This is a genomic window from Cellulomonas aerilata (genome assembly GCF_007991755.1).
Taxonomy (GTDB): domain Bacteria; phylum Actinomycetota; class Actinomycetes; order Actinomycetales; family Cellulomonadaceae; genus Pengzhenrongella; species Pengzhenrongella aerilata.
In genome coordinates, this window is sequence record NZ_BJYY01000013.1 from 123,408 (window position 1) to 143,913 (window position 20,506).

Genomic DNA, 20,506 nt, shown 5'->3' on the forward strand with positions numbered 1-20,506 from the left:
TGGGTTCGTGGGTGGCCGGCCGGGTGGGTCCGTCGCGGGCCGGCCGGGCGGGTCGGTGGCCCGTCGGCCGGCCAGGTCCGGCGTTCACTGCGCGGCCAGGCGCGCCGCGGTCCGGCACCGCTCCAGCGCCCCGAGCTCGGCCGCGACCGGCTCGACGACGCGGGAGTCGGCCACCCTCCCGACGGCGGCCCGCAGGCGCGTGCGGGCCCGGGCGGCGCGGCGGGTGGCGCCGACGGACCCGGCCAGCCGGGACAGCAGCGCGACCAGGATGCCGAGCAGCGCTCCCCCGGCGACCAGGACGGTCGGCGCCGGCAGCTCCCACCAGACGGGGGTGGGCGGCTCGGGCAGCCGCAGGTAGGTGAAGCCGGCGAGCACGGCGAGCCACACCAGACCGCCGACCAGCGCCGCGACCAGCAGCCACTGCAGCACCCCGACGAGGCGCCACCACACCGGCCGGCGGTCGGCGTCCAGCCGCGTCCCGGCGACCGCCTGGTCGAGCGCGTCCGGCAGCCCGGGCTCCGCGGCGGCCTCCCGGGCGGCCAGCTCCCAGCTGTCCGGCGCGCCGGTCGTGGCGGTGTCGGTGTACGCCCGCACGGCGCTGGCGGCCCGCGCCCGGGCGGCCGCACCCGCCCCGGGCAGGGACGTGCGCGCGAGGTCCGGTCGATCGGTGCCGCGGTCCAGGTGCAGGCGCTTGAGCGGGTCCGGACGGAACCGTCCCAGCCACCGGGTCGGCGGCCAGCCCGTCTCGGCCCGCGAGCGGCGCACCGCGGCGGACCGGACGGCGGCCACGACCGTCCGGACCTCGGCCGCCTCCTCCAGGGCGGTGACCAGGTCCTCGCGGGCCGCGCCGCGCACGCGCGCGGGCACGGGCTCCCCGCAGGCGTCGGCGAGGCGCGCGGCGGCGTCGCGCACGTCGGCCGTCAGGCGCGCGGTGGCCGCGACCCGGCGCCGGGCGGCGTCGGCGAGCAGCTCGCGCAAGCCGTCGAGCCCGTACCCGGTCGCGGCCGACACCCCGAGCACCCGGACACCGGGCAGCCCGTCCTCGGCGGCCAGGCGCCGCAGGTCCGCCAGGCACGCCTCCCGCTCGCTGTCGGTCAGCCGGTCGACCTGGTTGAGCACCAGGACGACGACGTCGCCGTGCCCGGCGAGCGGCCGCAGGTACCGGTCGTGCAGCGCGGCGTCGGCGTACTTCTGCGGGTCCATGACCCACACGAGCAGGTCGACGCGCTCCACGAGGCGCTCGGCCCGCACCCGGTGCTCCACGACGACGGAGTCGTGGTCGGGCAGGTCGAGCAGGACGAGCCCGGTCGGGACGGTGGCGCCCGCGCCGGTGCTCACCGCGCTGCCCAGGTACCGGCGCGACGCGACCTCGAGCCAGTCGAGCAGCTCGCCGACCTCGTCCGTGCCGCCCTGGTCGCCGGCCCGGTCGGCGCCTCGCACGGCACCCGGCTCGGCGGGGTCGTCACGGGGACCCCAGACCGCGGCGGACGCGAAGCCCGTCGTCGGCCGGGTCACGCCGGCCGTCGCGATCTGCTCCCCCGCCAGCGCGTTGAGCAGCGACGACTTGCCGGACCCGGTGGACCCGGCCAGCGCGACGACCGTGTGCTCGGGGGACAGCGCCGAGCGCTCGCGCGCGCGGGCGACGACCGCCTCGGCGTGCTCGACGGCGGCCGGCGGCAGCCGACCCGCGCCCACCTGCGTGACCTCGGCGAGCGCGGTGACCCGCGTCGGGAGGTCCGGACCTCGTCGGCTCATGCGCCGGGGCCCCCGGTCAGTCGCTGCCACCAGCCGCGCAGGCCGCTCGTCGACCCCTCGGTCCCGGCCTCGCGCTCCCGGTCGCCGCGGTCGGCAGCGGTCGCACCGGCCCGGTCGGCGTCCGTGCCGGGCCACGCGGCAGGTGCGGTCAGCCCGGCGCCGCGCAGCCGCCCGGCGGAACGCACCGGGGCGCGGTGCACGGCGGCGTCGTCCAGCACGGACGTCCCGCCGAGCGTGCCGTCGGCCTCGGGGTCACCGGACGACGACCCGCCCGCCACCCGCTGCGCCGCAGCCGCGGCGGCGCGGACGCGGGCGACGGACTCGCGCAGCGGGTCACCGGTCTGCTGCCCGGCACCGAGGGCGTCGAGCTGGACGGTGAACCGCAGCTCCTGCGCGGCGAGGATGCCGCGCACCCGCTGGTCCAGCCGCTCGTGCGCGATCCGGGTGAGCTCGCGGACGGCGTCGTCGCCGAAGACCGCCTCGAGCAGCCGCTGGGCCAGCACGGCCGACCCACCGGCGATCCCGACCTCCAGGCCGGTCAGCCCGCCGGTGGAGGCGAACACGACGATCATCAGCGCGGCGCCGAGCCCGTTGACGCCGAAGGACAGCGCCCGGGCGGTCGACCGCTTGCTCGCGCCCTCCTCGGTGACCAGCGCGAGCACGTCGGACTGCCACCCGCGGATCTGCTCGGCGATGCGCGCGCGCAGGTCGCTGCCGCCCCGGGACAGCTGCAGCCCGTCGAGCAGCGCCGCCCCGGCGGGGTCGGCGCGCCAGGCGGTGTACGACCGCTCGGCCGCGTCCTCGGCGGCGTCCTGGATGACGGCCTCGAGGCCGTGCCCGATGGCGTGCGCGAGCTCCGGCTCGGCGGCCGTGCGTCCGCGCACGAACGCCGACGCCTTGTCGCGCAGCCAGCCGACCCGCTGCTCGACGGTCCGCAGGAACTCGCCGGTCCCGACGACGTCCTGCCAGCGCGCCAGCACCTCGCCGCGCAGCATCGTGCCGTCGGACGTCGCCTGCCGCACGGCGGCGGCGGCGCCCTCGTGCGCCGAGCGGACGACGCCGCGCAGGTGCAGGTCGGCGGTCCGCTGCTCGTCCGCGGCCGAGGCCAGGGCACCGGCGCGGTCGACGAGGTCGGTGGTGGCGCCGTCGCGGGTCCGGGCGATCGCCGCCTGCCGGGCCTCGTCGTCACCGCCCAGCGCGGTCAGCCAGTCGGCCACCGGCGTGACGGCGTGCGCGGGGAGCATCCCGTCCTCGAGCGGGGACTCCGGCACCACCAGGACCGGGGAGTCGCCGAGCCCGTGCTCCTCCAGCATGTTCTCCAGGTGCGCGGTCACCGCCTGCCGCGCGCCGGGGTCCACCCGGTCCAGCACCAGCGCGACCTGGGCGTGCCGGCGGGCGGCGTCCTCCAGCAGGTCCCACGGGACGGCGTCGGCGTAGCGGGCCGCGGTGGTGACGAACAGCCAGACGTCGGCGGCGCCGAGCAGCTGGGCGGCGATCCGCCGGTTCTCGGCGACGACCGAGTCGATGTCCGGGGCGTCCAGCAGCGCCAGACCCGGCGGCAGGGCGTCGGCCTCCGCCAGGCGCAGCGCGCGCGCCGACCCGCCGTCGGACTCGCCGGTGAGGCGCGCCATGCCGGGCAGGATCCGGTCGCCGCGGAACCACTGCGCGTCCAGCGGGTGGTGGACCAGGACGGGCGAGCGCGTCGTGGGACGCAGCACGCCGCTGCGGGTGACCGGCGTCCCGAGCAGCGAGTTGACCAGCGTGGACTTGCCCGCCCCGGTCGACCCGCCGACGACGACCAGCAGCGGGGCGGCCGCCGCTCGCATGCGCGGCAGCAGGTAGTCGTCGAGCTGGTCGAGCACCTGCGTGCGGGCGTCACGCTGCACGTCGGCGCCGGGCACGTCGAGCGGCAGCCGCACCTCCGCGACCGCCCCCCGCAGCCCGACGAGCGCCGCGAGCAGGTCAGCCGAGGCGCGCTCGGACGCGTCGTGGTCGGGGGTGGTCACCGCCGGTCAGCTCCGGGTCAGCTTGCGGTACGTGACGCGGTGCGGCCGGGCCGCATCCGCCCCGAGCCGGGACACCTTGTTCTCCTCGTACGCGGCGAAGTTCCCCTCGAACCAGTACCAGCTGGACGGGTTCGCCTCGGTGCCCTCGTAGGCGAGGATGTGCGTCGCGACCCGGTCCAGGAACCACCGGTCGTGGGAGACCACCACGGCGCAGCCGGGGAACTCCAGCAGGGCGTTCTCCAGCGACCCGAGCGTCTCGACGTCGAGGTCGTTGGTGGGCTCGTCGAGCAGCAGCACGTTGCCGCCCTGCTTGAGGGTGAGCGCGAGGTTGAGGCGGTTGCGCTCCCCACCGGACAGCACGCCGGCCGGCTTCTGCTGGTCGGGCCCCTTGAAGCCGAACGCGGCGACGTAGGCGCGCGACGGCATCTCGACGTTGCCGACCTTCATGTAGTCCAGCCCGTCGGACACGACCTCCCACAGGGTCTTCTTCGGGTCGATGCCGGCGCGGCTCTGGTCGACGTAGGACAGCTTGACCGTCTCGCCGACCTTCAGCTCGCCGTCGTCGAGCGGCTCGAGGCCCACGATCGTCTTGAACAGGGTCGTCTTGCCGACGCCGTTCGGCCCGATCACCCCGACGATGCCGTTGCGCGGCAGCGTGAAGGACAGGTCGTCGATGAGGACCCGGCCGTCGAAGCCCTTCTCCAGGTCCTTGGCCTCGATGACGATCGACCCCAGGCGCGGGCCCGGCGGGATCTGGATCTCCTCGAAGTCCAGCTTGCGGGTGCGGTCCGCCTCGGCGGCCATCTCCTCGTAGCGCGCCAGGCGCGACTTGGACTTGGTCTGGCGGCCCTTGGCGTTCATCCGCACCCAGGTGAGCTCCTCGGCGAGGCGCTTGGCGAGCTTGGCGTCCTTCTTGCCCTGGACCTCCAGACGCGCCTGCTTCTTCTCCAGGTACGTGGAGTAGTTGCCCTCGTACGGGTACAGGCGCCCGCGGTCGACCTCGCAGATCCACTCCGCCACGTGGTCGAGGAAGTACCGGTCGTGGGTGACGGCGAGGATGGCACCGGCGTACTGCGACAGGTGCTGCTCCAGCCACAGCACGCTCTCGGCGTCCAGGTGGTTGGTGGGCTCGTCGAGCAGCAGCAGGTCGGGCTTCTGCAGGAGCAGCTTGCACAGCGCGACCCGGCGGCGCTCGCCACCGGACAGGACCGACACGTCGGCGTCCGCCGGCGGGCAGCGCAGCGCGTCCATGGCCTGCTCGAGCTGGGCGTCGAGGTCCCAGCCGTCGGCCGCGTCGATCTTCTCCTGCAGCTCGCCCATCTCGGCGAGCAGGGTGTCGAAGTCGGCGTCCGGGTCGGCCATGAGGGCCGAGATCTCGTTGAAGCGGTCGATCTGGCCCTTGAGCTCGGCGACGCCCTCCTCGACGTTGCCCAGGACCGTCTTCTCCTCGTTCAGGTCCGGCTCCTGCATGAGGATGCCGACGCTGAAGCCGGGCGACAGGCGGGCCTCGCCGTTGGAGGGCTGCTCCAGCCCCGCCATGATCTTGAGGATCGTGGACTTCCCGGCGCCGTTGGGGCCGACGACGCCGATCTTGGCGCCGGGGAGGAAGTTCAGGGTGACGTCGTCGAGGATGACCTTGTCACCGTGCGCCTTCCGCGCCTTGTACATGGTGTAGATGAACTCAGCCACGGCTCTCGTGTCCGCCTCACGTCGAAGTTGGGGGTCCGGGCCCGCACGGGCCGCCTCTGCCCCCAGCCTACGGGGGCGGGCGGGAGCGTGCCGGGAGGGTGACCCCGGACCGCGCCGCGTCCGGACGACCGGGCGGCGCCGCGTCGGTACACCGGCGGCGCCGCGTCGGTACACCGGGCGGCGCCGCCGCCGTACCCCCGGGCCGGTGCCCGCCGCACGCGGGGGCCGCGGGCGGGCACCGGCGGCTCGCCGGCGGGGCGGTCAGACCCGGTCGAGCTCCCGGTCGCCGTCGTCCGCCTCGACGGCGGGCCCGGACGTCGCCGGGTCGCCGGCGCCTCCCGCCCCGTCCTCCCCTGCCGGCGGGCGGTCGCCCCCGCCGAGCAGGTCCGACGCCCACGGGTCGTCGGCGTCCCTCCCGCCGCCCCCGTCCTCGCCGGAGCCCACGTCCGGCGTCCCCGGCGCGACGTGGACGGTGCGGGCGAACGTCGCCCGCCCGTAGGTGAGGTCCGGTCCGATCGCGAGCGCCTCGAGCACCAGCGAGGTGCGGGGACCCTCCGGGCTCTCCCACTGCTCCGTCGACAGGCGCCCGTGCACCAGCACCGGGTCGCCCTTGCGCAGGGACGACGCGACGTTGAGCGCCGACTGGCGCCACACCTTGACCGTGAACCACTCGGTCCGCCCGTCCGCCCACGCGTCCTGCGCGCGGTCGAAGTACCGCCGGGTGTTCGCCATGCGGAAGCTCGTGAAGGGCGTCGCCGTCGCGCCCGTGTAGTGCCTGGGCTCGGTGCCCACCCAGCCCACCAGCGTCACCGTCAGGTCGTTCGTGCTCATGGCTCCTCCTCGCCCGGGCGGCCGGCGCACGCCGGCCCTCGGGTCGAGGTTCGCGCCGGGCGGCCACGCCGCGGGGAGCGCCGACCGTCAGGCGGTGGACGGTCTCTCGCCATCCGCGCCCGGGGTCGGCCGGGCGGCCGAGGTGGGCGAGCCGGCCGAGGCGGGCCGGACCGGCGAGGCGGGCGCTGCAGGCGAGCCGGGCGCTGCAGCCGCGGCGGCGGCGAGCGTGCGCACCTCCCGGTGCTCGCCCAGCACGGCGAGCGTCGGCGCCACCAGGCGCGCGGCGACGACGTCGTCCAGCGCGGACCGACCCTCGCCGAGCACGGCCGCCGCGCGGCGGCGGCCCGCCCGGCGCCGCAGCGCCGCCGCGACCAGCGCCAGCAGCACGGCGACCAGGGCGAGCACCCCCGCGAGCAGCGGGGTGGCCCACCGTCCTGCGGCGCGGTCCAGGCCGCCGGCGTCGGTGACGGACGCGCCGACCACGAGCGCCGCGACGACCAGCGCCGCGAGACCGGCGACGACCGCGGCGACGCCCGCCACCAGCGCCGACCGCGAGCGGCGCGCCGCGACGGCGACCGCGTGCAGCGCCCGGTCGACGTCCTGCCGGAGCGTCTCGGCGGGCGCGACGCGGTCGGCCACCGCCCGCTGCCACGGCGCCGGGAGCCCCGCGGTCACGTCCGTGAGCCAGCGGTGGCGCGCGAGGTCGACGGTGTCCGGCTGCACCGCGCCGAACGACGGCACCGGCCCTCGACCGCCGCGCACCGACGCCTCGACCCCGGACGCGATCGCCGGCAGACCGGCCGCCTCGGCGAGCGCGTCCACCACCCGCTCGGTGGGCAGGTCCGCGGCCTCCGGCTCGGCCGGCGCGACCTGAGCCGTGAGCAGGCGGGCTGCGGCCTCGACCTCCGCACCGGCGCGGACGGCGGCGGTGCTCGGCCCGGCCACGACGGCGGCGAGCGCGGCCCGGACGTCGCCCACCCCGAAGCCGGTCCGCACGGACGTCGGCCGCACGCGCACGCCGACCAGGCCGTCCTCGGCGAGCAGGCGCTCCACGTCGTGGACCAGGCGCTCGCGGACCCCGTCCGGGACGGTGTCGACCTGGTTGAGCACGACCGTCATCGCGGCCTCGTGGCCGACGAGGTCGCGCAGGTACCCCGAGTGCAGCGCGTCGTCGGCGTACTTCTGCGGGTCGACGACCCACACGAGCAGGTCGACCATCGGCAGCAGCCGGTCGACGACGTCGCGGTGCGCGGACTCCACCGAGTCGTAGTCGGGCAGGTCGAGCAGGACCAGACCGCGCAGGTCGGCCTGCGCCTCACCGTCCAGGGCGGTCTCCCGCTCGATCCGGTGGTCCGGCGCGACACCGAGCCAGTCCAGCAGCGCCGTGCCCGTCCCGCCCCACACGCATGCGGTGACCTCGGACGTCGTCGGCCGCTTCACCCCGACGTCGGAGAACGGCAGGCCGGACACGGCGTTGAACAGGCTGGACTTGCCCGACCCGGTCCCGCCGACGAGCGCGACGATCGTGTGGTCGATGCCCAGGGCGAGCCGCTCCCGGACGCCGGCCGCGGCAGCGGCCACCTGACGCCGGACCCGGGGGTCCAGACGGTCGCCACCGACCTCCAGCGCCCGCTCGAGGGTCTCGACGCGTCCGCTCACGTCCGCGGTGCGTGACCGGTGCGCTCCGCGTCCGGGGACGCCCGGCGTCGCGGTCACGCCGGCCGCCGCCGGCGCGGACGTCGGTGGCACCGCAGCCTCGCCGCCGCTCCCCGCGGTCGGGAGCCCCCGCGGACCGGGGGGTCCGGCCGGGGCGGTGCCGCCCGCGTGCCGGCCGGGTGGTGCGTCGGTCATGTCAGCCCCTTGAGGACGGCCAGCCGCAGCCGCAGCCGCGAGGCGGCGTCGGGTGCGAGGTCGGGCACGGTGAGGTGGCGCTCGAGGGACGCCGCCTCCTGGCTCACCTGCTCGCGGGCCCGCTGCACGAGCCCGTCGCGCAGCGCCTCGCGGACGGGGACGCCGGCGTCGCCGAGCGCGGCGTGCATGAGCTGCCCGGCGGGCGCGAGCCCCGCCGCCGCGGCGAGCAGGACGGCGGCCAGCCCGCGCGCGCCGAGCGCGGAGGCCGCCCCCTGCGCGCGCCGCGCTGTGTCCGGGTCGCCGGACGCCACCAGGGCCGCGACGGCGTCGTCGGCGGAGCGGACCCACTGGTGCGCGGAGCGCCGGGCCTCCCGGGTGCGCGCCTCGGCGTGGTCGTGCGTGGCCCAGCCGGCCACCAGGCCGGCCGACCCCGGGGGCGCGTCCGGACCGGTGAGCCGTGCCCGGAGCTCGGTCTCGGCCGTGGTGGCGGCAGCGTCCAGCGCGGCCGCGGCGGACCGCTCGAGGTGCTCCAGGAGCGGCTCCAGCGCCGCCTCTCGGGTGCGTGCGGTCCGGCGGGACCCGCGCAGCCGTCCGGAGCGCCCGACGGCACGTGCCAGCGGGCCCGCGCCGGTGGCCAGCTCCGCCCAGGAGGCCCGGACGGCGCCGTCGGCGACCGCACCGGCGAGCACCGCGCCCCCCGCGGCGGCCGTCGGGGAGGCGACCGCGGCGGCGATCCGGACGCGCAGCGCCCCGGCCGCGTCGACCTGCTCCTGGACCGACTCCGCGAGCCCGTCCACCCAGCCGCGCAGCGAGCCGAGCGAGCCCCGCAGCGTGCGGGCGATCACCGACCGGGCGCGGTCCGGGCCGGCGACGGTGGTCAGCCAGCGGTTGATGGGGGCGACGGCGGACGGCTCCAGCAAGCCCTCGTGCGGCCCGACGTCCGGCAGGACGAACAGCGGGACGCCCTGCATGCCGCGCTCCCGCAGCCGGGTCAGCAGGTCACCGCGGACGGTCGCCAGCGACTCGGTCGGGACCCGGTTCAGCACCATGGCGACGGACGCGCGGCGCTCCATCGCCCCGTCCAGCACCCGCCAGGGCAGCGCGTCGCCGTAGCGCGCGGCGGTGGTGACGAACAGCCACAGGTCCGCGGCCTCGAGCAGGCGCCGGGCGGTCTCCCGGTTGGACCGCAGCACCGAGTCGAGGTCGGGGGCGTCGAGCAGCGCGATGCCGCGCGGGACGCCGTCGTGCGGGACGACGTCGACGGCGCCCATCAGGGGGTGCCCGGCGAGGAGCTCGCCGTCGTCGGGGTGGTGCACGAGGACGGGGCGGCGGGTGGTCGGCCGCAGCACGCCCGCCGGCGACACCTCGGTGCCGAGCAGGGAGTTCGCCAGGGTCGACTTGCCCGCGCCGGTGGAGCCGGCCAGCACGACGACGGCCGGCGCGGACAGCTGCTCCAGGCGCGGGAGCAGGTGGTCCGAGAGCTGGTCCAGCAGCCGCGCGCGGGACGCGCGGGCCTCCTCCACGCCGGGCAGCTCGAGCGGGAAGGTCGTGCGCTCGACGTCCCGTCGCAGGTCACGGACCGCGTCCAGGAGCGAGGGGGTGACCGTGGGCGGTTCGGTGCTCGCGTCCGTCGCGTGGAGATCCGGCTGGGCGCTCACAGCGGTCATCCTCCCGTAGCGCCCGGGTGCGACCAAACGCGCGCGCCGCACGCGAACAGCCCGATCGCGCCGGCGGCGGCGCCCGAGGCAGCACCCGAAGCGGCACCCGAGGCGGCACCGCGGGGCGCGTGCGAGCATGCCCGACGTGACGCCTCAGCCCTTCACCACCCGGCCCGAGCTCGTGGGCACCGTCGGCATGGTCGCCTCGACGCACTGGCTCGCGTCCCAGTCCGGGATGGCGCTGCTGGAGGCGGGCGGCAACGCGTTCGACGCCGCCGTGGCCGCCGGTCTGGTCCTGCACGTGGTCGAGCCGCACCTCAACGGCCTGGGCGGGGACGTCCCGGTGATCGGCTGCACCGCAGGCAGCGGCGAGCCGTTCGTGCTCAGCGGCCAGGGGACGGCGCCGGCCCTGGCGACGCCGGAGGCCTTCGAGGACCTCGGCGTCGACCTCATCCCCGGCACGGGGCTGCTGCCCGCGGTGGTCCCCGGCGCGTTCGGCACCTGGATGGACCTGCTCGCCCGGTACGGCACCAAGCACGTGCGTGACGTCCTGGCTCCTGCGATCGGCTACGCGCTGGACGGCCACCCGCTGCTGCCGCAGGCCGCCGCGACGATCGCCCGGGTCGCCGACCTGTTCACCGAGCACTGGCCGACCTCGTCCGCCGTGTACCTGCCGGACGGCCACGCCCCGGCCCCGACGGAGCGGTTCCGCAACGTCGCGCTCGGACGGACCCTGGAGCGGCTCGCCGCCGCCGCGGACGCGGCCGGCCCGGACCGGGAGGCAGGCATCGAGGCCGCGCGCGCCGCCTTCTACGAGGGCTTCGTCGCCGAGGAGGTCGACCGGTTCGTCCGGACGACGTCGGTCATGGACGCGACGGGGCGTCCGCACGCCGGGCTCCTGCGCTACGACGACCTGGCCGGCTGGCGCGTGCGCGAGGAGCGCGCCGCGACCGCCGAGCTGGCCGGGCGCACGATCGCCAAGACCGGGCCGTGGGGTCAGGGGCCGGCACTGCTGCAGCAGCTCACCGTGCTGGCCGGGATGGACCTGGCCGACACCCGGCCGGGGTCCGCCGAGCTCGTCCACACCGTGGTGGAGTCCGCCAAGCTCGCGTACGCGGACCGCGACGCCTGGTACGGGGACCCCGACCACACCGACGTCCCCCTGGCCACGCTGCTCTCCGGCCCGTACGCCGACGCGCGCCGGCGCCTGATCGGGTCGGACGCCTCCGACGAGCTGCGCCCGGGCAGCCCGGACGGACGCGAGCCGCGCCTCCCGGCCCGGGTGCTCGCCGAGGTGGAGCGGTCCCGCGCGGCCGCCGGCGACACCGGACCGGCGCCCCGGCGGCGCACCGCCGGGACCGGCGAGCCGACGTTCGCGCTCGGCGAGGACGCGCCGTCGTCCGGCGCGACCGGCCCCGGGACCGATCCCGCCGTCGCCGGGGACGGTCTCACGCGCGGGGACACCTGCCACCTGGACGTGGTCGACCGGTACGGCAACGTCGTCTCGGTGACGCCCAGCGGCGGCTGGCTGCAGAGCTCCCCCGTCGTCCCCGCGCTCGGCTTCGCCCTGCCGACCCGCGCGCAGATGTTTTGGGTGGAGCGCGGGCTGCCCTCCTCGATCACCCCGGGGGCACGTCCGCGCACCACGCTGAGCCCGACCCTGGTGCTGCGCGACGGCGTCGCCGAGCTCGCCTGCGGGACGCCGGGCGGTGACCAGCAGGACCAGTGGCAGCTGCCGTTCCTGCTCCGCCACCTCGTGTACGGCATGGGCATCCAGGAGGCCATCGACGCCCCGACCTGGCACACCACCCACCTCGTGTCGTCCTTCGACCCCCGCGACATCGAGCTGCGCGGCCTGCACGCCGAGGAGCGGCTGGGCCCGGACGTGCTGGCCGAGCTGCGCCGGCGGGGGCACGCCGTCACCGTCACCGGACCCTGGTCGCTGGGGCGGCTGAGCGCGGTCGGGACCCGGCCGGACGGCATGCTGCGCGGCGCCGCGACGCCCCGCGGGATTCAGGCGTACGCGGTCGGGCGCTGACGCCCGCAGCGAGCCGCTTCGCAGGTGGGAGCGCACGCTGTGGCACGCTGAGCGGTGACCGGGCCCGGCCCGGCGAGCCCCCATAGCTCAATGGATAGAGCAACGGCCTTCTAATCCGTAGGTTGCAGGTTCGAGTCCTGCTGGGGGCGCCTGCCGATGTGCTGCGACGTCGAAGGCGAGCACGTCGTGGTCCCGGCATCCCGCACGCCGGGGGACGCCCGAGGCTCGCCCGCCCGAGCCGCCACCCGACCGGACGCGACGACGCTACGGGGTGAGCTCGGGCGGCGGCTCCGGGCTCCAGCCGGGCTCCGGCTCGCCGGCCGGCAGCCCGTGCGTGACGTGCACCCGGTCGATCACCGTGATGACCCCGACGACGGCGACCGCGAGCCCCGCGGCCGCGACCACGTCGGTGAGGAAGTGGTACCCCAGGTACAGGCGGCTCAGCGCGACCGCCGCCACGCCGATCAGCCCGCCCACCAGCCATCCCACGACGAACCGTCGCGTCCGGTGGCGGCTGGCGACCAGGTACCCGGCGACGAAGAGGAAGGTCGCCGTGCCGATGGTGTGGCCGGACGGGAACGACCCGGTCGTCTCCGACCCGGGGATGAACATCGTCTCCTCGGGTGGCCGGGGCCGCGCCACGAGCCCCTTGACCGCCAGGGAGAGCAGGGTGGAGCCGATCATCGCGCCGGCCAGCAGCAGCGGCCGCCACCACTCGCGGCGGACGACCCCCCACAGCACGCACGCGACCAGGACGATCACCGGCAGCACGGTCGGGCCCGTGACGAACGTCAGGGCCGCCAGCACCGCGGTCACCGCGCCGCTGCGGACGCCCACCAGGAACTCCAGCACCGGCCGGTCGAACAGCGACAGGTCGTCCTGCTCCTGGACGGCGTCCAGCATGGCGCCGAACAGCAGCGCCCCCAGGCCCACCAGGAGGAGTCCGGGCAGGACGGCGCGCAGGAGCGGGCGGGTCGCGTACCAGGTGAGGACGCGCTGGGAGGTCGAGGTCGGGGCGGTCACCGGACGACGCTAACCCGGGAGCGGCCGGGACCGCCCCCGGTGCCCCCGGTGCCCACCAGGGGTGCCCACGCGGCGCACCTGCGGCCCGCGACGGGGAAAAAGCCGTGACCTGCACGGGCGTGCGGTGGTGAGGTGGTCCCACCGCGGTGACGTCAGGGTCCGGCCAGACCCATCCCGACCACGTCACGAGAGTGAACGACCATGAACACCCCCGTCCCCGACCAGCACCTGCGGCACCGCGACGTCGCGGACCGCCTCGAGATCCTCCTCACGCTCCAGCGCGACACCGTCCGCGGCGAGGTCCTGCCCTTGCTGCTGGCCGTCCGCTGACCGCCCGTGCGCGCTGAGCGGGTCCGGCCCCACGGCCGGGCCCGCTCCGCCGCGTCCGGGACCTCTCCGACGTCGCCGGACACGCGGTGCCGCTCCGGCCCGGCGCCCGCCTGCTCCCTCGACCGCGCCCTGCCGGACGGCCCCGCGCCCGCCCCGTAGGGTGGCGCCCGTGACCGTGAACTCCGCCGGCGCCAGCGGCGACCGCATCGTCTGGATCGACTGCGAGATGACCGGCCTCGACACCAGCGTGGACGCGCTGGTCGAGGTCGCCGCCATCGTCACCGACTCCGAGCTCAACGTGCTCGGCGACGGTGTCGACGTGGTCATCAAGCCGCCGGACGCGGCACTGGAGCAGATGGGCGACTTCGTCCGCCAGATGCACACGACGTCCGGGCTGCTCGCCGACCTGCCCAACGGGACGACCCTGGTCGACGCCGAGGCGCGCGTGCTGGAGTACCTGCGCGAGTGGATCCCCGACGCCGGACGGGCCCCGCTCGCCGGCAACTCGATCGGGACGGACAAGGCGTACCTCGACCGGGACATGCCCGAGCTGATGGAGCACCTGCACTACCGGGTGATCGACGTGTCCTCGATCAAGGAGCTCGCGCGCCGCTGGTACCCGCGGGTCTACTTCGCCTCCCCGGCCAAGAGCGGCGGTCACCGGGCGCTGGCGGACATCCTCGAGAGCATCGACGAGCTGCGCTACTACCGTGCCGCGCTGCTGGTCCCGCAGCCCGGGCCGGACTCCAGGACCGCGAAGGCGATCGCCGCGCAGGTCGCCGCCACCACCGTGGCTGCCCGGCGCGGCGTGCCGGTCGCCGACGCCTGACCGCCTGCGACGAGCACCCCGCCGGAGCCGCTACACTTCTCGTCGGCCCGGCACGCACGTCGCGGGCCATGGTGGCTATAGCTCAGGTGGTAGAGCACCTGGTTGTGGTCCAGGGGGTCGCGGGTTCAAGTCCCGTTAGCCACCCGCACGAACGGCGTCCGGCCCGAGGGCCGGACGCCGTTCCGCGTCCGGGGCACGCCCGCCCCGGGGCACGCCCGCGGGCGGGCGCGGGCCCCGCTCTCAGGCCGCGACGCGCCGCGTGATCGCGTCCGCGAACCGGTCCAGCGCGCCGTCGGCCAGCGACAGGAACAGCGACGGCTCGGTGAGCTCGACCTCGAGGATGAGGGGGGCGCCGTCCGGGCCCTGCAGCAGGTCCACGCGCGTGTAGAGCAGCGCGCCCTCGCCGGCGCCGGGGACGATGCCGGGCAGTGCGGCCACCACCCGGTCGGCGACGGCGCGCTCCGCCTCGGACGCCTCGCGGGCGGCCATCTGCTCCGGCTTGAACAGGCCCTCCACGCCCCGGTACGGGCCCTCCAGCAGCGGGCCCTTGCGCACCGCGTGGCTGAACTCGCCGTCGACGTACACCAGCGCCGTCTCCCCCGCGGTGTCCACGCGGGACAGGTACGGCTGGACCATGACGTGCCGGCCGGCGCGCAGCAGGTCCCGGGCGTGCACGATCGCCAGGCCGCGCTGCTGCGCCTCGTTGGCGTTGTAGCGACCGGTGTCCTTGGCGCCGGCGCTGACCGTGGGCTTGACCACGAAGTCGCCCATGGCCGGGAACCGGGTGTGCACCGCGCGGGACGTGAGGTTGCGCGCCGGGTCGAGCCAGATGGTCGGGACCGTCGGCAGGCCCGCGGCCTCCAGGTCGCGCAGGTAGCCCTTGTCGGTGTTCCACTCGAGCACCGACGCCGGGTTGGCCACGGCGCGCAGCGAGCGCGCCCACGTCAGGAACTCCTCGCGCCGCGGGGAGTAGTCCCAGGTGTCCCGCACCACGACGAGGTCGAAGCCGGACCAGTCGACGTCGGCGTCGTCCCAGACGGCCGCGACGGCGTCCACCCCGCGCTGCGCGAGCGCCGGCAGCAGGGGGGCGTCGTCGGACTCCAGGTCGGGGAACGTCGAGCACGTGGCGAGGGCGATGCGCGGGGAGGTCATGGGCGCAGGCTACCGACGGCGGGCTGCGCAGGGGCGGGTGAGCCGGCCGGGGCGGAGTCGGCCATGCGGTGCAGCGCGCGCAGCAGGGCGTCCGCCGTGACGGATCCGACGACGGCGCCCGCGTCGTCCTGCACGTGCACCGCACCCGCTGGGCTGGTGGCCAGGGCACCGAGGACCTCGTCGAGCGGGTCGCCGAGCCGCACGGGGCCGCCCTGCCACGAGCCGTCCGAGGTGCCGGTGGAGGCACCGGACGCCGCGGGCCCCGCGGGTGCCCCCACGTCCGCGCGCTCCAGCCGCCCCAGGCCCAGCAGCCGGACGGCGGCGCCCTGGCCCACGAAGTCGGCGACCATCGGCGTCGCCGGCCGGGCCAGCAGGCTCACCGGGTCCGCGAGCTGCTCCAGGTGCCCGCCGCGGCTGAAGACGGCGATGCGGTCCCCCAGCCGCACGGCCTCGTCGACGTCGTGCGTCACGAGCATGACCGTCGTGCCGAGCTCGCTGCGGATCCGGCCGAACTGCGCCTGCAGCCGGCGTCGGCCGACCGGGTCGACGGCGCCGAACGGCTCGTCCATCAGCAGGACCGGCGGGTCGACCGCGAGGGCGCGGGCCACCCCGACGCGCTGGCGCTCCCCGCCGGAGAGCTGGTGCGGGTAGCGGCGCGCGTAGGTGTCCGGCGCGAGCCCGACCAGCTCGAGCAGGTCGACCACCCGGGACCGGATCCGCTCCCGGGACCAGCCGAGCAGCCGCGGCACGGTCGCCACGTTCTGCTCGACGGTCCGGTGCGGGAACAGCCCGACGTTCTGGATGACGTAGCCCATCCGCCGCCGCAGGGCGACGGGATCGGCGTCCGCGACGTCCGCGCCCTCCACGAGGAGCCGCCCCGACGTGAGCTCGACGAGGCGGTTGGCCATCCGCAGGGTCGTGGACTTGCCGCACCCGGAGGGGCCCACCAGCGCCAGCAGCTCGTGCGCGTGCACGTCCAGGTCCAGGCCCTCGACCGCGACCGTCCCGTCGCCGTACTCCTTGCGGGCCCGCTCGTAGCGGATCACGGTCTCGCCGGGGAGGCTCATGCCGCGGCACGCTACTTCGCACCGCGTCCCGTCGACCAGGGGGATCGCGGGCAGGTAGCGTCCCAGCGTGATCTCGTCCGCCGCGTCGGCCCCGGCCAACCCGTGGCTCTCCTGGCAGTACGTGCAGACCAACCGCGGCGACATCCTGGACGCGCTCGGCCAGCACGTCGGGCTCACCGTGCAGGCCGTCGCGCTCGCGACCGTCGTGGCGCTGCCCCTGGCGGCGCTGGCGCACGTCCACCCACGGCTGGCCGGCCCGGTGCTGGGGTTCTCCGGGGCGCTGTACACGATCCCCTCCCTGGCGCTGTTCGCGCTCATCTACCCGTTCCTGCTCGACGCGCGCCTGTCCGTGCTCATCGGGCTGGTCATGTACGCGCTGCTCGTGCTGGTCCGCAACGTGCTGGTCGGCCTCCAGGGGGTCCCCGAGGACGTGCGCGACGCCGCCCGCGGGCTCGGGTACGGACGCGCCCGGCTGCTGCTGACGGTCGAGCTGCCGCACGCCGTCCCCGCGGTGATGGCCGGGCTGCGGCTGGCGACGGTGACGACCGTGGCGCTGGCGACCATCGGCGTCGTCGTCGGCTACGGCGGGCTCGGGCAGCTGATGTTCCGCGGCTTCCAGAGCGACTACCACGCCGAGATCCTCACCGCGGCGCTGCTGTGCGTGGCGCTGGCGCTGGTCGCCGACGGGCTGCTGCGCCTGCTGGGACGAGCCGTCACCCCGTGGCTGCGCGCCGGGTCGGTCCGGTGATCCGCACCTCGGTGGCCGGCGACGCCGTCACGTGGCTCAACGACCCGCTGAACTGGACCGGGCCGTCCGGCATCCCCGCCCGCCTGGTGGAGCACCTGGGGATGTCCGCGGTCGCGGTGCTGCTCGCCGCCGTCGTCGCCCTGCCGGTGGGCGTCTGGCTGGGGCACGCACGCCGCGGCGGCGGCGTCGCGGTCATGCTCGCCAACGCGTCCCGCGCGCTGCCGACCCTGGCGCTGCTGCTCATCTTCGCCTCGACGGCGATCGGGTTCGGCAACCGCGCCACCGTGGTCGCCGCGGCGGTGTTCGCGGTCCCGCCGATCCTCACCAACGCCGTCACCGGCCTCCTGGGCGTGGACCCCGACGTGCGCGACGCCGCCCGCGGCATGGGCCTGTCCCCCACGCGCTCGCTGCTGCAGATGGAGCTGCCCCTGGCGCTGCCGCTGCTCGCCGCGGGGCTGCGGACCGCGACGGTCCAGGTGATCGCGACCATCCCGCTCGCCGCGCTGGTCGGCGGTGGCGGGCTCGGGCCGATCATCGTGTCCGGCTTCGCCAACCGGCGGTTCGGGCAGGTCCTCGCCGGGGCGGTCCTGGTGACCGCGGTGTGCCTCCTCGCCGAGGCCGTCCTGGCGGTGGCCCAGCGTGCGGTCACCCCGGCCGGCCTGCGCCCCGCCCGTGCCCGGCGCGTCCGAGGAATTGCCCCGGGCACCGTCCGCGGGTCCAATGAGCACGCTGCCGTCCCGTCCCCTCAGGAGTCCGCATGAACGCACGCCGTCCGCTGCTCGCCGCCCTCGCGGCCGGGCTCCTCACCCTCACCGCGGCCTGCGGCGACCCGGGCTCGTCCGGCACCGCACCGACCACGGCGGCCACCGTCACGGCTGAGGAGGTCGCGACCTGCGACCCGGTCGCCGGGGAGTCGCTGGTCGTCCTGGAGGACGACCAGGGGCTGCAGACCGTCGACAACATCGTCCCGGCGGTGAACGCCGGCGCGGCGGCGGCCGACCCCGCCCTGGTGCCCCTCCTCGACGCCGTCTCCGCGACGCTGGACACCGCGACGCTCATCGAGCTCAACAAGGCCGTCGACGTCGACCGCCAGACGTCCACCCAGGTCGCCGAGCAGTACCTCGCCGAGAAGGGCCTGACCACGCAGGACCAGGTCGGCTCCGGGCGGCAGGTCGTCATCGGGGCCGCCAACTTCTCCGAGAGCGCGACGCTGGCCGAGCTGTACGCGGGCGTGCTGCGCGCGGCGGGCTACGACGCGTCCACGCAGGCGATCGGCAACCGCGAGACGTACCTGCCGGCCGTCCAGGCGGGCGCCCTGACCGCGGTCCCGGAGTACGCGGGCACGCTGACCGAGTTCCTCAACAAGGGTGCGAACGGCCCCGACGCCCCGGCGCTGGCCAGCTCGGACCTCGACGCCACGATGGCCGAGCTCACCACGCTCGGCGAGGGGGTGGGGCTCGTGCTCGGGACCCCGTCCCAGGCGCAGGACCAGAACGCCTTCGCGGTCACGACCGCGTTCGCCGAGGAGTACGACGTCTCGACCCTGAGCGAGCTCGCGGACACGTGCGGGGGCGTCGTCCTGGGCGGTCCGCCGGAGTGCCCCGAGCGTCCGTTCTGCCAGCCCGGCCTCGTGGACACCTACGGGCTCCAGGTCGGCGAGTTCGTGTCGCTGGACCCGGGTGGCCCGCTGACCAAGACCGCGCTGCAGCAGGGGCGGATCACGCTGGGTCTGGTGTTCTCGTCCGACGCCGCCCTGGCCGGCTGACCGGGCCGCACCACCGAGCACGGACGCCGGCCGGTCGCCCCCGTGGCGACCGGCCGACGTGCGTCCGGGCCCGTCCGGGCCGGCGCTACAGCCCGTACCCCTCCAGCAGCCGCAGCCACACCTCGCTGACCGTGGGGTACGCGGGGACCGCGTGCCACAGCCGCGACAGCGGCACCTGCCCGACGACGGCGATCGTCGCCGAGTGCAGCATCTCGGCGACGTCCGGCCCGACGAACGTGGCGCCGAGGACGACCTCCCGCTCGGTGTCCACGACGATCGCGGCGGTGCCCTGGTAGCCGTCCGCCGCGATCGCCGCGCCGGCGACCGAGCCGATGTCGTAGCGGACCACCCGCACCGGGTACCCGGCGTCGCGCGCCGCGTCCTCGGTGAGCCCGACGGTGGCGACCTCGGGACGGGTGAAGACCACCTGCGGGACCGCCTCGTGGTCTGCCGTCGCGCGGTAGCGGGACCACGGCTCGGCGGCCTCGACCGGGCCGCCCCAGTGCTCGCCGCCGCCGTCCGCGGAGAAGCGCGCGGCGACGACGTCGCCGGCGACGCGCGCGTCGTACTTCCCCTGGTGAGTGGTGGCGACCCGGCCGGTCACGTCGCCGGCCGCGTACAGCCACCCGCCGTCGACGGCCGTGACCTGCATGCGGTCGTCCACCTCGAGCCGTGAGCCCGGCTCCAGCCCGACGGCATCCAGCCCGAGGTCCGCGGTCCGCGGCCGTCGTCCGGTGGCGACGAGCACCTCGTCCGCCACGACGACGTCGCCGGTGGACAGGTGCAGGCGGACGCCGGACGCGTCGCGCTCCACCCGCTCCACCTGCACGCCCAGCCGCAGGTCCGCGCCGGCATCCACGAGCGCCGAGGTCACCGCCTCGCCGACGAACGGCTCGAGGCCCGCCAGCAGTCGGGCGCCGCGCACCAGGACCGTCACCCGGCTGCCCAGGTCGGTGTAGGCCGTCGCCATCTCCGCCGCCACGACCCCGCCGCCGATGATCGCCAGCGATCCCGGGACCCGGTCCGCGGACGTCGCCTCACGGCTCGTCCAGGGCCGGGCGGTCGCCAGGCCGGGCAGGTCGGGCAGCACCGGCTCGCTCCCCGTGGCCACGACGACGGCGTGCCGGGCGACGACGGTGGTGGCGGCGCCCGTCCCGGCGTCACGCACCTCGAGCCGGCGCGGTCCGGTGAACCGGGCCGCACCCCGCAGGAGCTCGATGCCGGCACCGTCGAGCCACTTGACCTGCCCGCTGTCGTCCCAGTCCGCCGCCATGGTGTCCCGGCGAGCGAGCACCGCGCGGGCCGCGACGCCGCCCGTCACGGCCTCCGCCGCCCCCGGCACTGCTCGGGCCGCGGCCAGCACGGACCCCGAGCGCAGCAGGGCCTTGGACGGCATGCAGGCCCAGTAGGAGCACTCACCGCCGACGAGCTCGCTCTCGACGACGGCGACGGACAAGCCCCGCCGGCCGGCGCGGTCCGCCACGTTCTCGCCGACGGCGCCGGCCCCCAGGACCACCACGTCGAAGGTCTGCTCGCTCGGGTCGTGCTCGGGCTCGGTCTGCGTCATGGCTGTCCCCTCGGGTGCGGGATCCGGTGTCGGGCGGGATCCTGGGCGTGCGGCCCATGCTCCACCGGCCCGCACGTGCGCGCCAAGGACGCGGCCCGACCCGGCGGATGTTCACGCGTCCGACCACGCGGCGAAACCACCAGGTCGTACACCACATGGACAGTGGCCGTCACGGGTGAAAGTGCGGTCCACTGGTC

The 20,506-nt window shown here is 76.4% G+C and carries 16 protein-coding genes and 2 tRNA genes; 8 read left to right on the forward strand and 10 right to left on the reverse strand.

Annotated features, from left to right (window positions below):
- Positions 1-84 precede the first annotated feature (84 nt).
- From CAE01nite_RS08835 to CAE01nite_RS08860, 6 genes are all read right to left on the reverse strand, one after another.
- Complete coding sequence (locus tag CAE01nite_RS08835) at positions 85-1,755, reverse strand: dynamin family protein (RefSeq protein ID WP_146902959.1); 1,671 nt, start codon at positions 1,753-1,755, stop codon at positions 85-87.
- Positions 1,752-3,761, reverse strand: coding sequence for a P-loop NTPase family protein (locus CAE01nite_RS08840; RefSeq protein ID WP_146902962.1), 2,010 nt, complete (start codon positions 3,759-3,761; stop codon positions 1,752-1,754). The genes CAE01nite_RS08835 and CAE01nite_RS08840 overlap by 4 nt, the downstream gene beginning before the upstream one ends.
- 6 nt (positions 3,762-3,767) lie before the next feature.
- Positions 3,768-5,450, reverse strand: a complete 1,683-nt coding sequence (gene ettA, locus CAE01nite_RS08845) for an energy-dependent translational throttle protein EttA (RefSeq protein WP_146902965.1) — start codon at positions 5,448-5,450, stop codon at positions 3,768-3,770.
- Positions 5,451-5,711: 261 nt separating this feature from the next.
- On the reverse strand, positions 5,712-6,281 hold the full coding sequence (locus CAE01nite_RS08850; RefSeq protein WP_146902968.1) for a single-stranded DNA-binding protein: 570 nt from the start codon (positions 6,279-6,281) through the stop codon (positions 5,712-5,714).
- An 87-nt stretch (positions 6,282-6,368) separates the two neighbouring features.
- Positions 6,369-7,940 carry a GTPase gene (locus CAE01nite_RS08855; RefSeq protein WP_246131099.1) on the reverse strand — a complete coding sequence of 524 codons (1,572 nt, stop codon included), beginning with the start codon at positions 7,938-7,940 and terminating at the stop codon, positions 6,369-6,371.
- Between the two features lie 188 nt (positions 7,941-8,128).
- A complete protein-coding gene (locus CAE01nite_RS08860) occupies positions 8,129-9,799 on the reverse strand; it encodes a dynamin family protein (RefSeq protein ID WP_146902973.1) in 1,671 nt (556 codons plus the stop codon).
- A 127-nt stretch (positions 9,800-9,926) separates the two neighbouring features.
- Here CAE01nite_RS08860 and CAE01nite_RS08865 point away from each other — a divergent pair, with 127 nt between their 5' ends.
- Both CAE01nite_RS08865 and CAE01nite_RS08870 read left to right on the forward strand, forming a co-directional pair.
- Positions 9,927-11,828 carry a gamma-glutamyltransferase family protein gene (locus CAE01nite_RS08865; RefSeq protein ID WP_146902976.1) on the forward strand — a complete coding sequence of 634 codons (1,902 nt, stop codon included), beginning with the start codon at positions 9,927-9,929 and terminating at the stop codon, positions 11,826-11,828.
- A 76-nt stretch (positions 11,829-11,904) separates the two neighbouring features.
- A tRNA-Arg gene (locus tag CAE01nite_RS08870) sits at positions 11,905-11,977 on the forward strand.
- Between the two features lie 115 nt (positions 11,978-12,092).
- On the opposite strand, the gene CAE01nite_RS08875 is transcribed toward CAE01nite_RS08870, so the two are convergent.
- Positions 12,093-12,851 (reverse strand): phosphatase PAP2 family protein, encoded by a 759-nt coding sequence (locus CAE01nite_RS08875; protein ID WP_146902979.1) that lies wholly within the window; start codon positions 12,849-12,851, stop codon positions 12,093-12,095.
- A 201-nt stretch (positions 12,852-13,052) separates the two neighbouring features.
- On the opposite strand from CAE01nite_RS08875, the gene CAE01nite_RS18765 reads away from it, so the two are divergent.
- The 3 genes from CAE01nite_RS18765 (at position 13,053) to CAE01nite_RS08885 (ending at position 14,154) form a co-directional block, all read left to right on the forward strand.
- Complete coding sequence (locus CAE01nite_RS18765) at positions 13,053-13,181, forward strand: hypothetical protein (RefSeq protein WP_281285580.1); 129 nt, start codon at positions 13,053-13,055, stop codon at positions 13,179-13,181.
- A 169-nt stretch (positions 13,182-13,350) separates the two neighbouring features.
- Positions 13,351-14,010: an oligoribonuclease gene (orn, locus tag CAE01nite_RS08880; RefSeq protein WP_281285581.1), complete on the forward strand. Its 660-nt coding sequence runs from the start codon at positions 13,351-13,353 to the stop codon at positions 14,008-14,010.
- Positions 14,011-14,081: 71 nt separating this feature from the next.
- A tRNA-His gene (locus CAE01nite_RS08885) sits at positions 14,082-14,154 on the forward strand.
- A 96-nt stretch (positions 14,155-14,250) separates the two neighbouring features.
- Here CAE01nite_RS08885 and CAE01nite_RS08890 read toward each other — a convergent pair.
- Together CAE01nite_RS08890 and CAE01nite_RS08895 are read right to left on the reverse strand one after the other, a co-directional pair.
- Positions 14,251-15,162: an ATP-grasp domain-containing protein gene (locus CAE01nite_RS08890; RefSeq protein WP_146902982.1), complete on the reverse strand. Its 912-nt coding sequence runs from the start codon at positions 15,160-15,162 to the stop codon at positions 14,251-14,253.
- Entirely contained in the window at positions 15,159-16,229 is a 1,071-nt protein-coding gene (locus tag CAE01nite_RS08895; RefSeq protein WP_146902985.1) for an ABC transporter ATP-binding protein, read from the reverse strand. Before CAE01nite_RS08895 ends, CAE01nite_RS08890 begins: the two co-directional genes overlap by 4 nt.
- A gap of 67 nt (positions 16,230-16,296) precedes the next feature.
- Between CAE01nite_RS08895 and CAE01nite_RS08900 the strand changes: the two genes are divergently transcribed.
- The 3 genes from CAE01nite_RS08900 to CAE01nite_RS08910 are packed head-to-tail and all read left to right on the forward strand — an operon-like array spanning position 16,297 to position 18,742.
- Positions 16,297-16,977 (forward strand): ABC transporter permease, encoded by a 681-nt coding sequence (locus tag CAE01nite_RS08900; RefSeq protein WP_307724985.1) that lies wholly within the window; start codon positions 16,297-16,299, stop codon positions 16,975-16,977.
- Positions 16,974-17,738, forward strand: a complete 765-nt coding sequence (locus CAE01nite_RS08905; RefSeq protein ID WP_246131101.1) for an ABC transporter permease — start codon at positions 16,974-16,976, stop codon at positions 17,736-17,738. Before CAE01nite_RS08900 ends, CAE01nite_RS08905 begins: the two co-directional genes overlap by 4 nt.
- Entirely contained in the window at positions 17,735-18,742 is a 1,008-nt protein-coding gene (locus tag CAE01nite_RS08910) for a glycine betaine ABC transporter substrate-binding protein (RefSeq protein ID WP_146902988.1), read from the forward strand. Before CAE01nite_RS08905 ends, CAE01nite_RS08910 begins: the two co-directional genes overlap by 4 nt.
- An 85-nt stretch (positions 18,743-18,827) precedes the next feature.
- Here CAE01nite_RS08910 and CAE01nite_RS08915 read toward each other — a convergent pair whose 3' ends face one another.
- Complete coding sequence (locus CAE01nite_RS08915; protein WP_146902991.1) at positions 18,828-20,309, reverse strand: dihydrolipoyl dehydrogenase family protein; 1,482 nt, start codon at positions 20,307-20,309, stop codon at positions 18,828-18,830.
- Between the last annotated feature and the right edge of the window lie 197 nt (positions 20,310-20,506).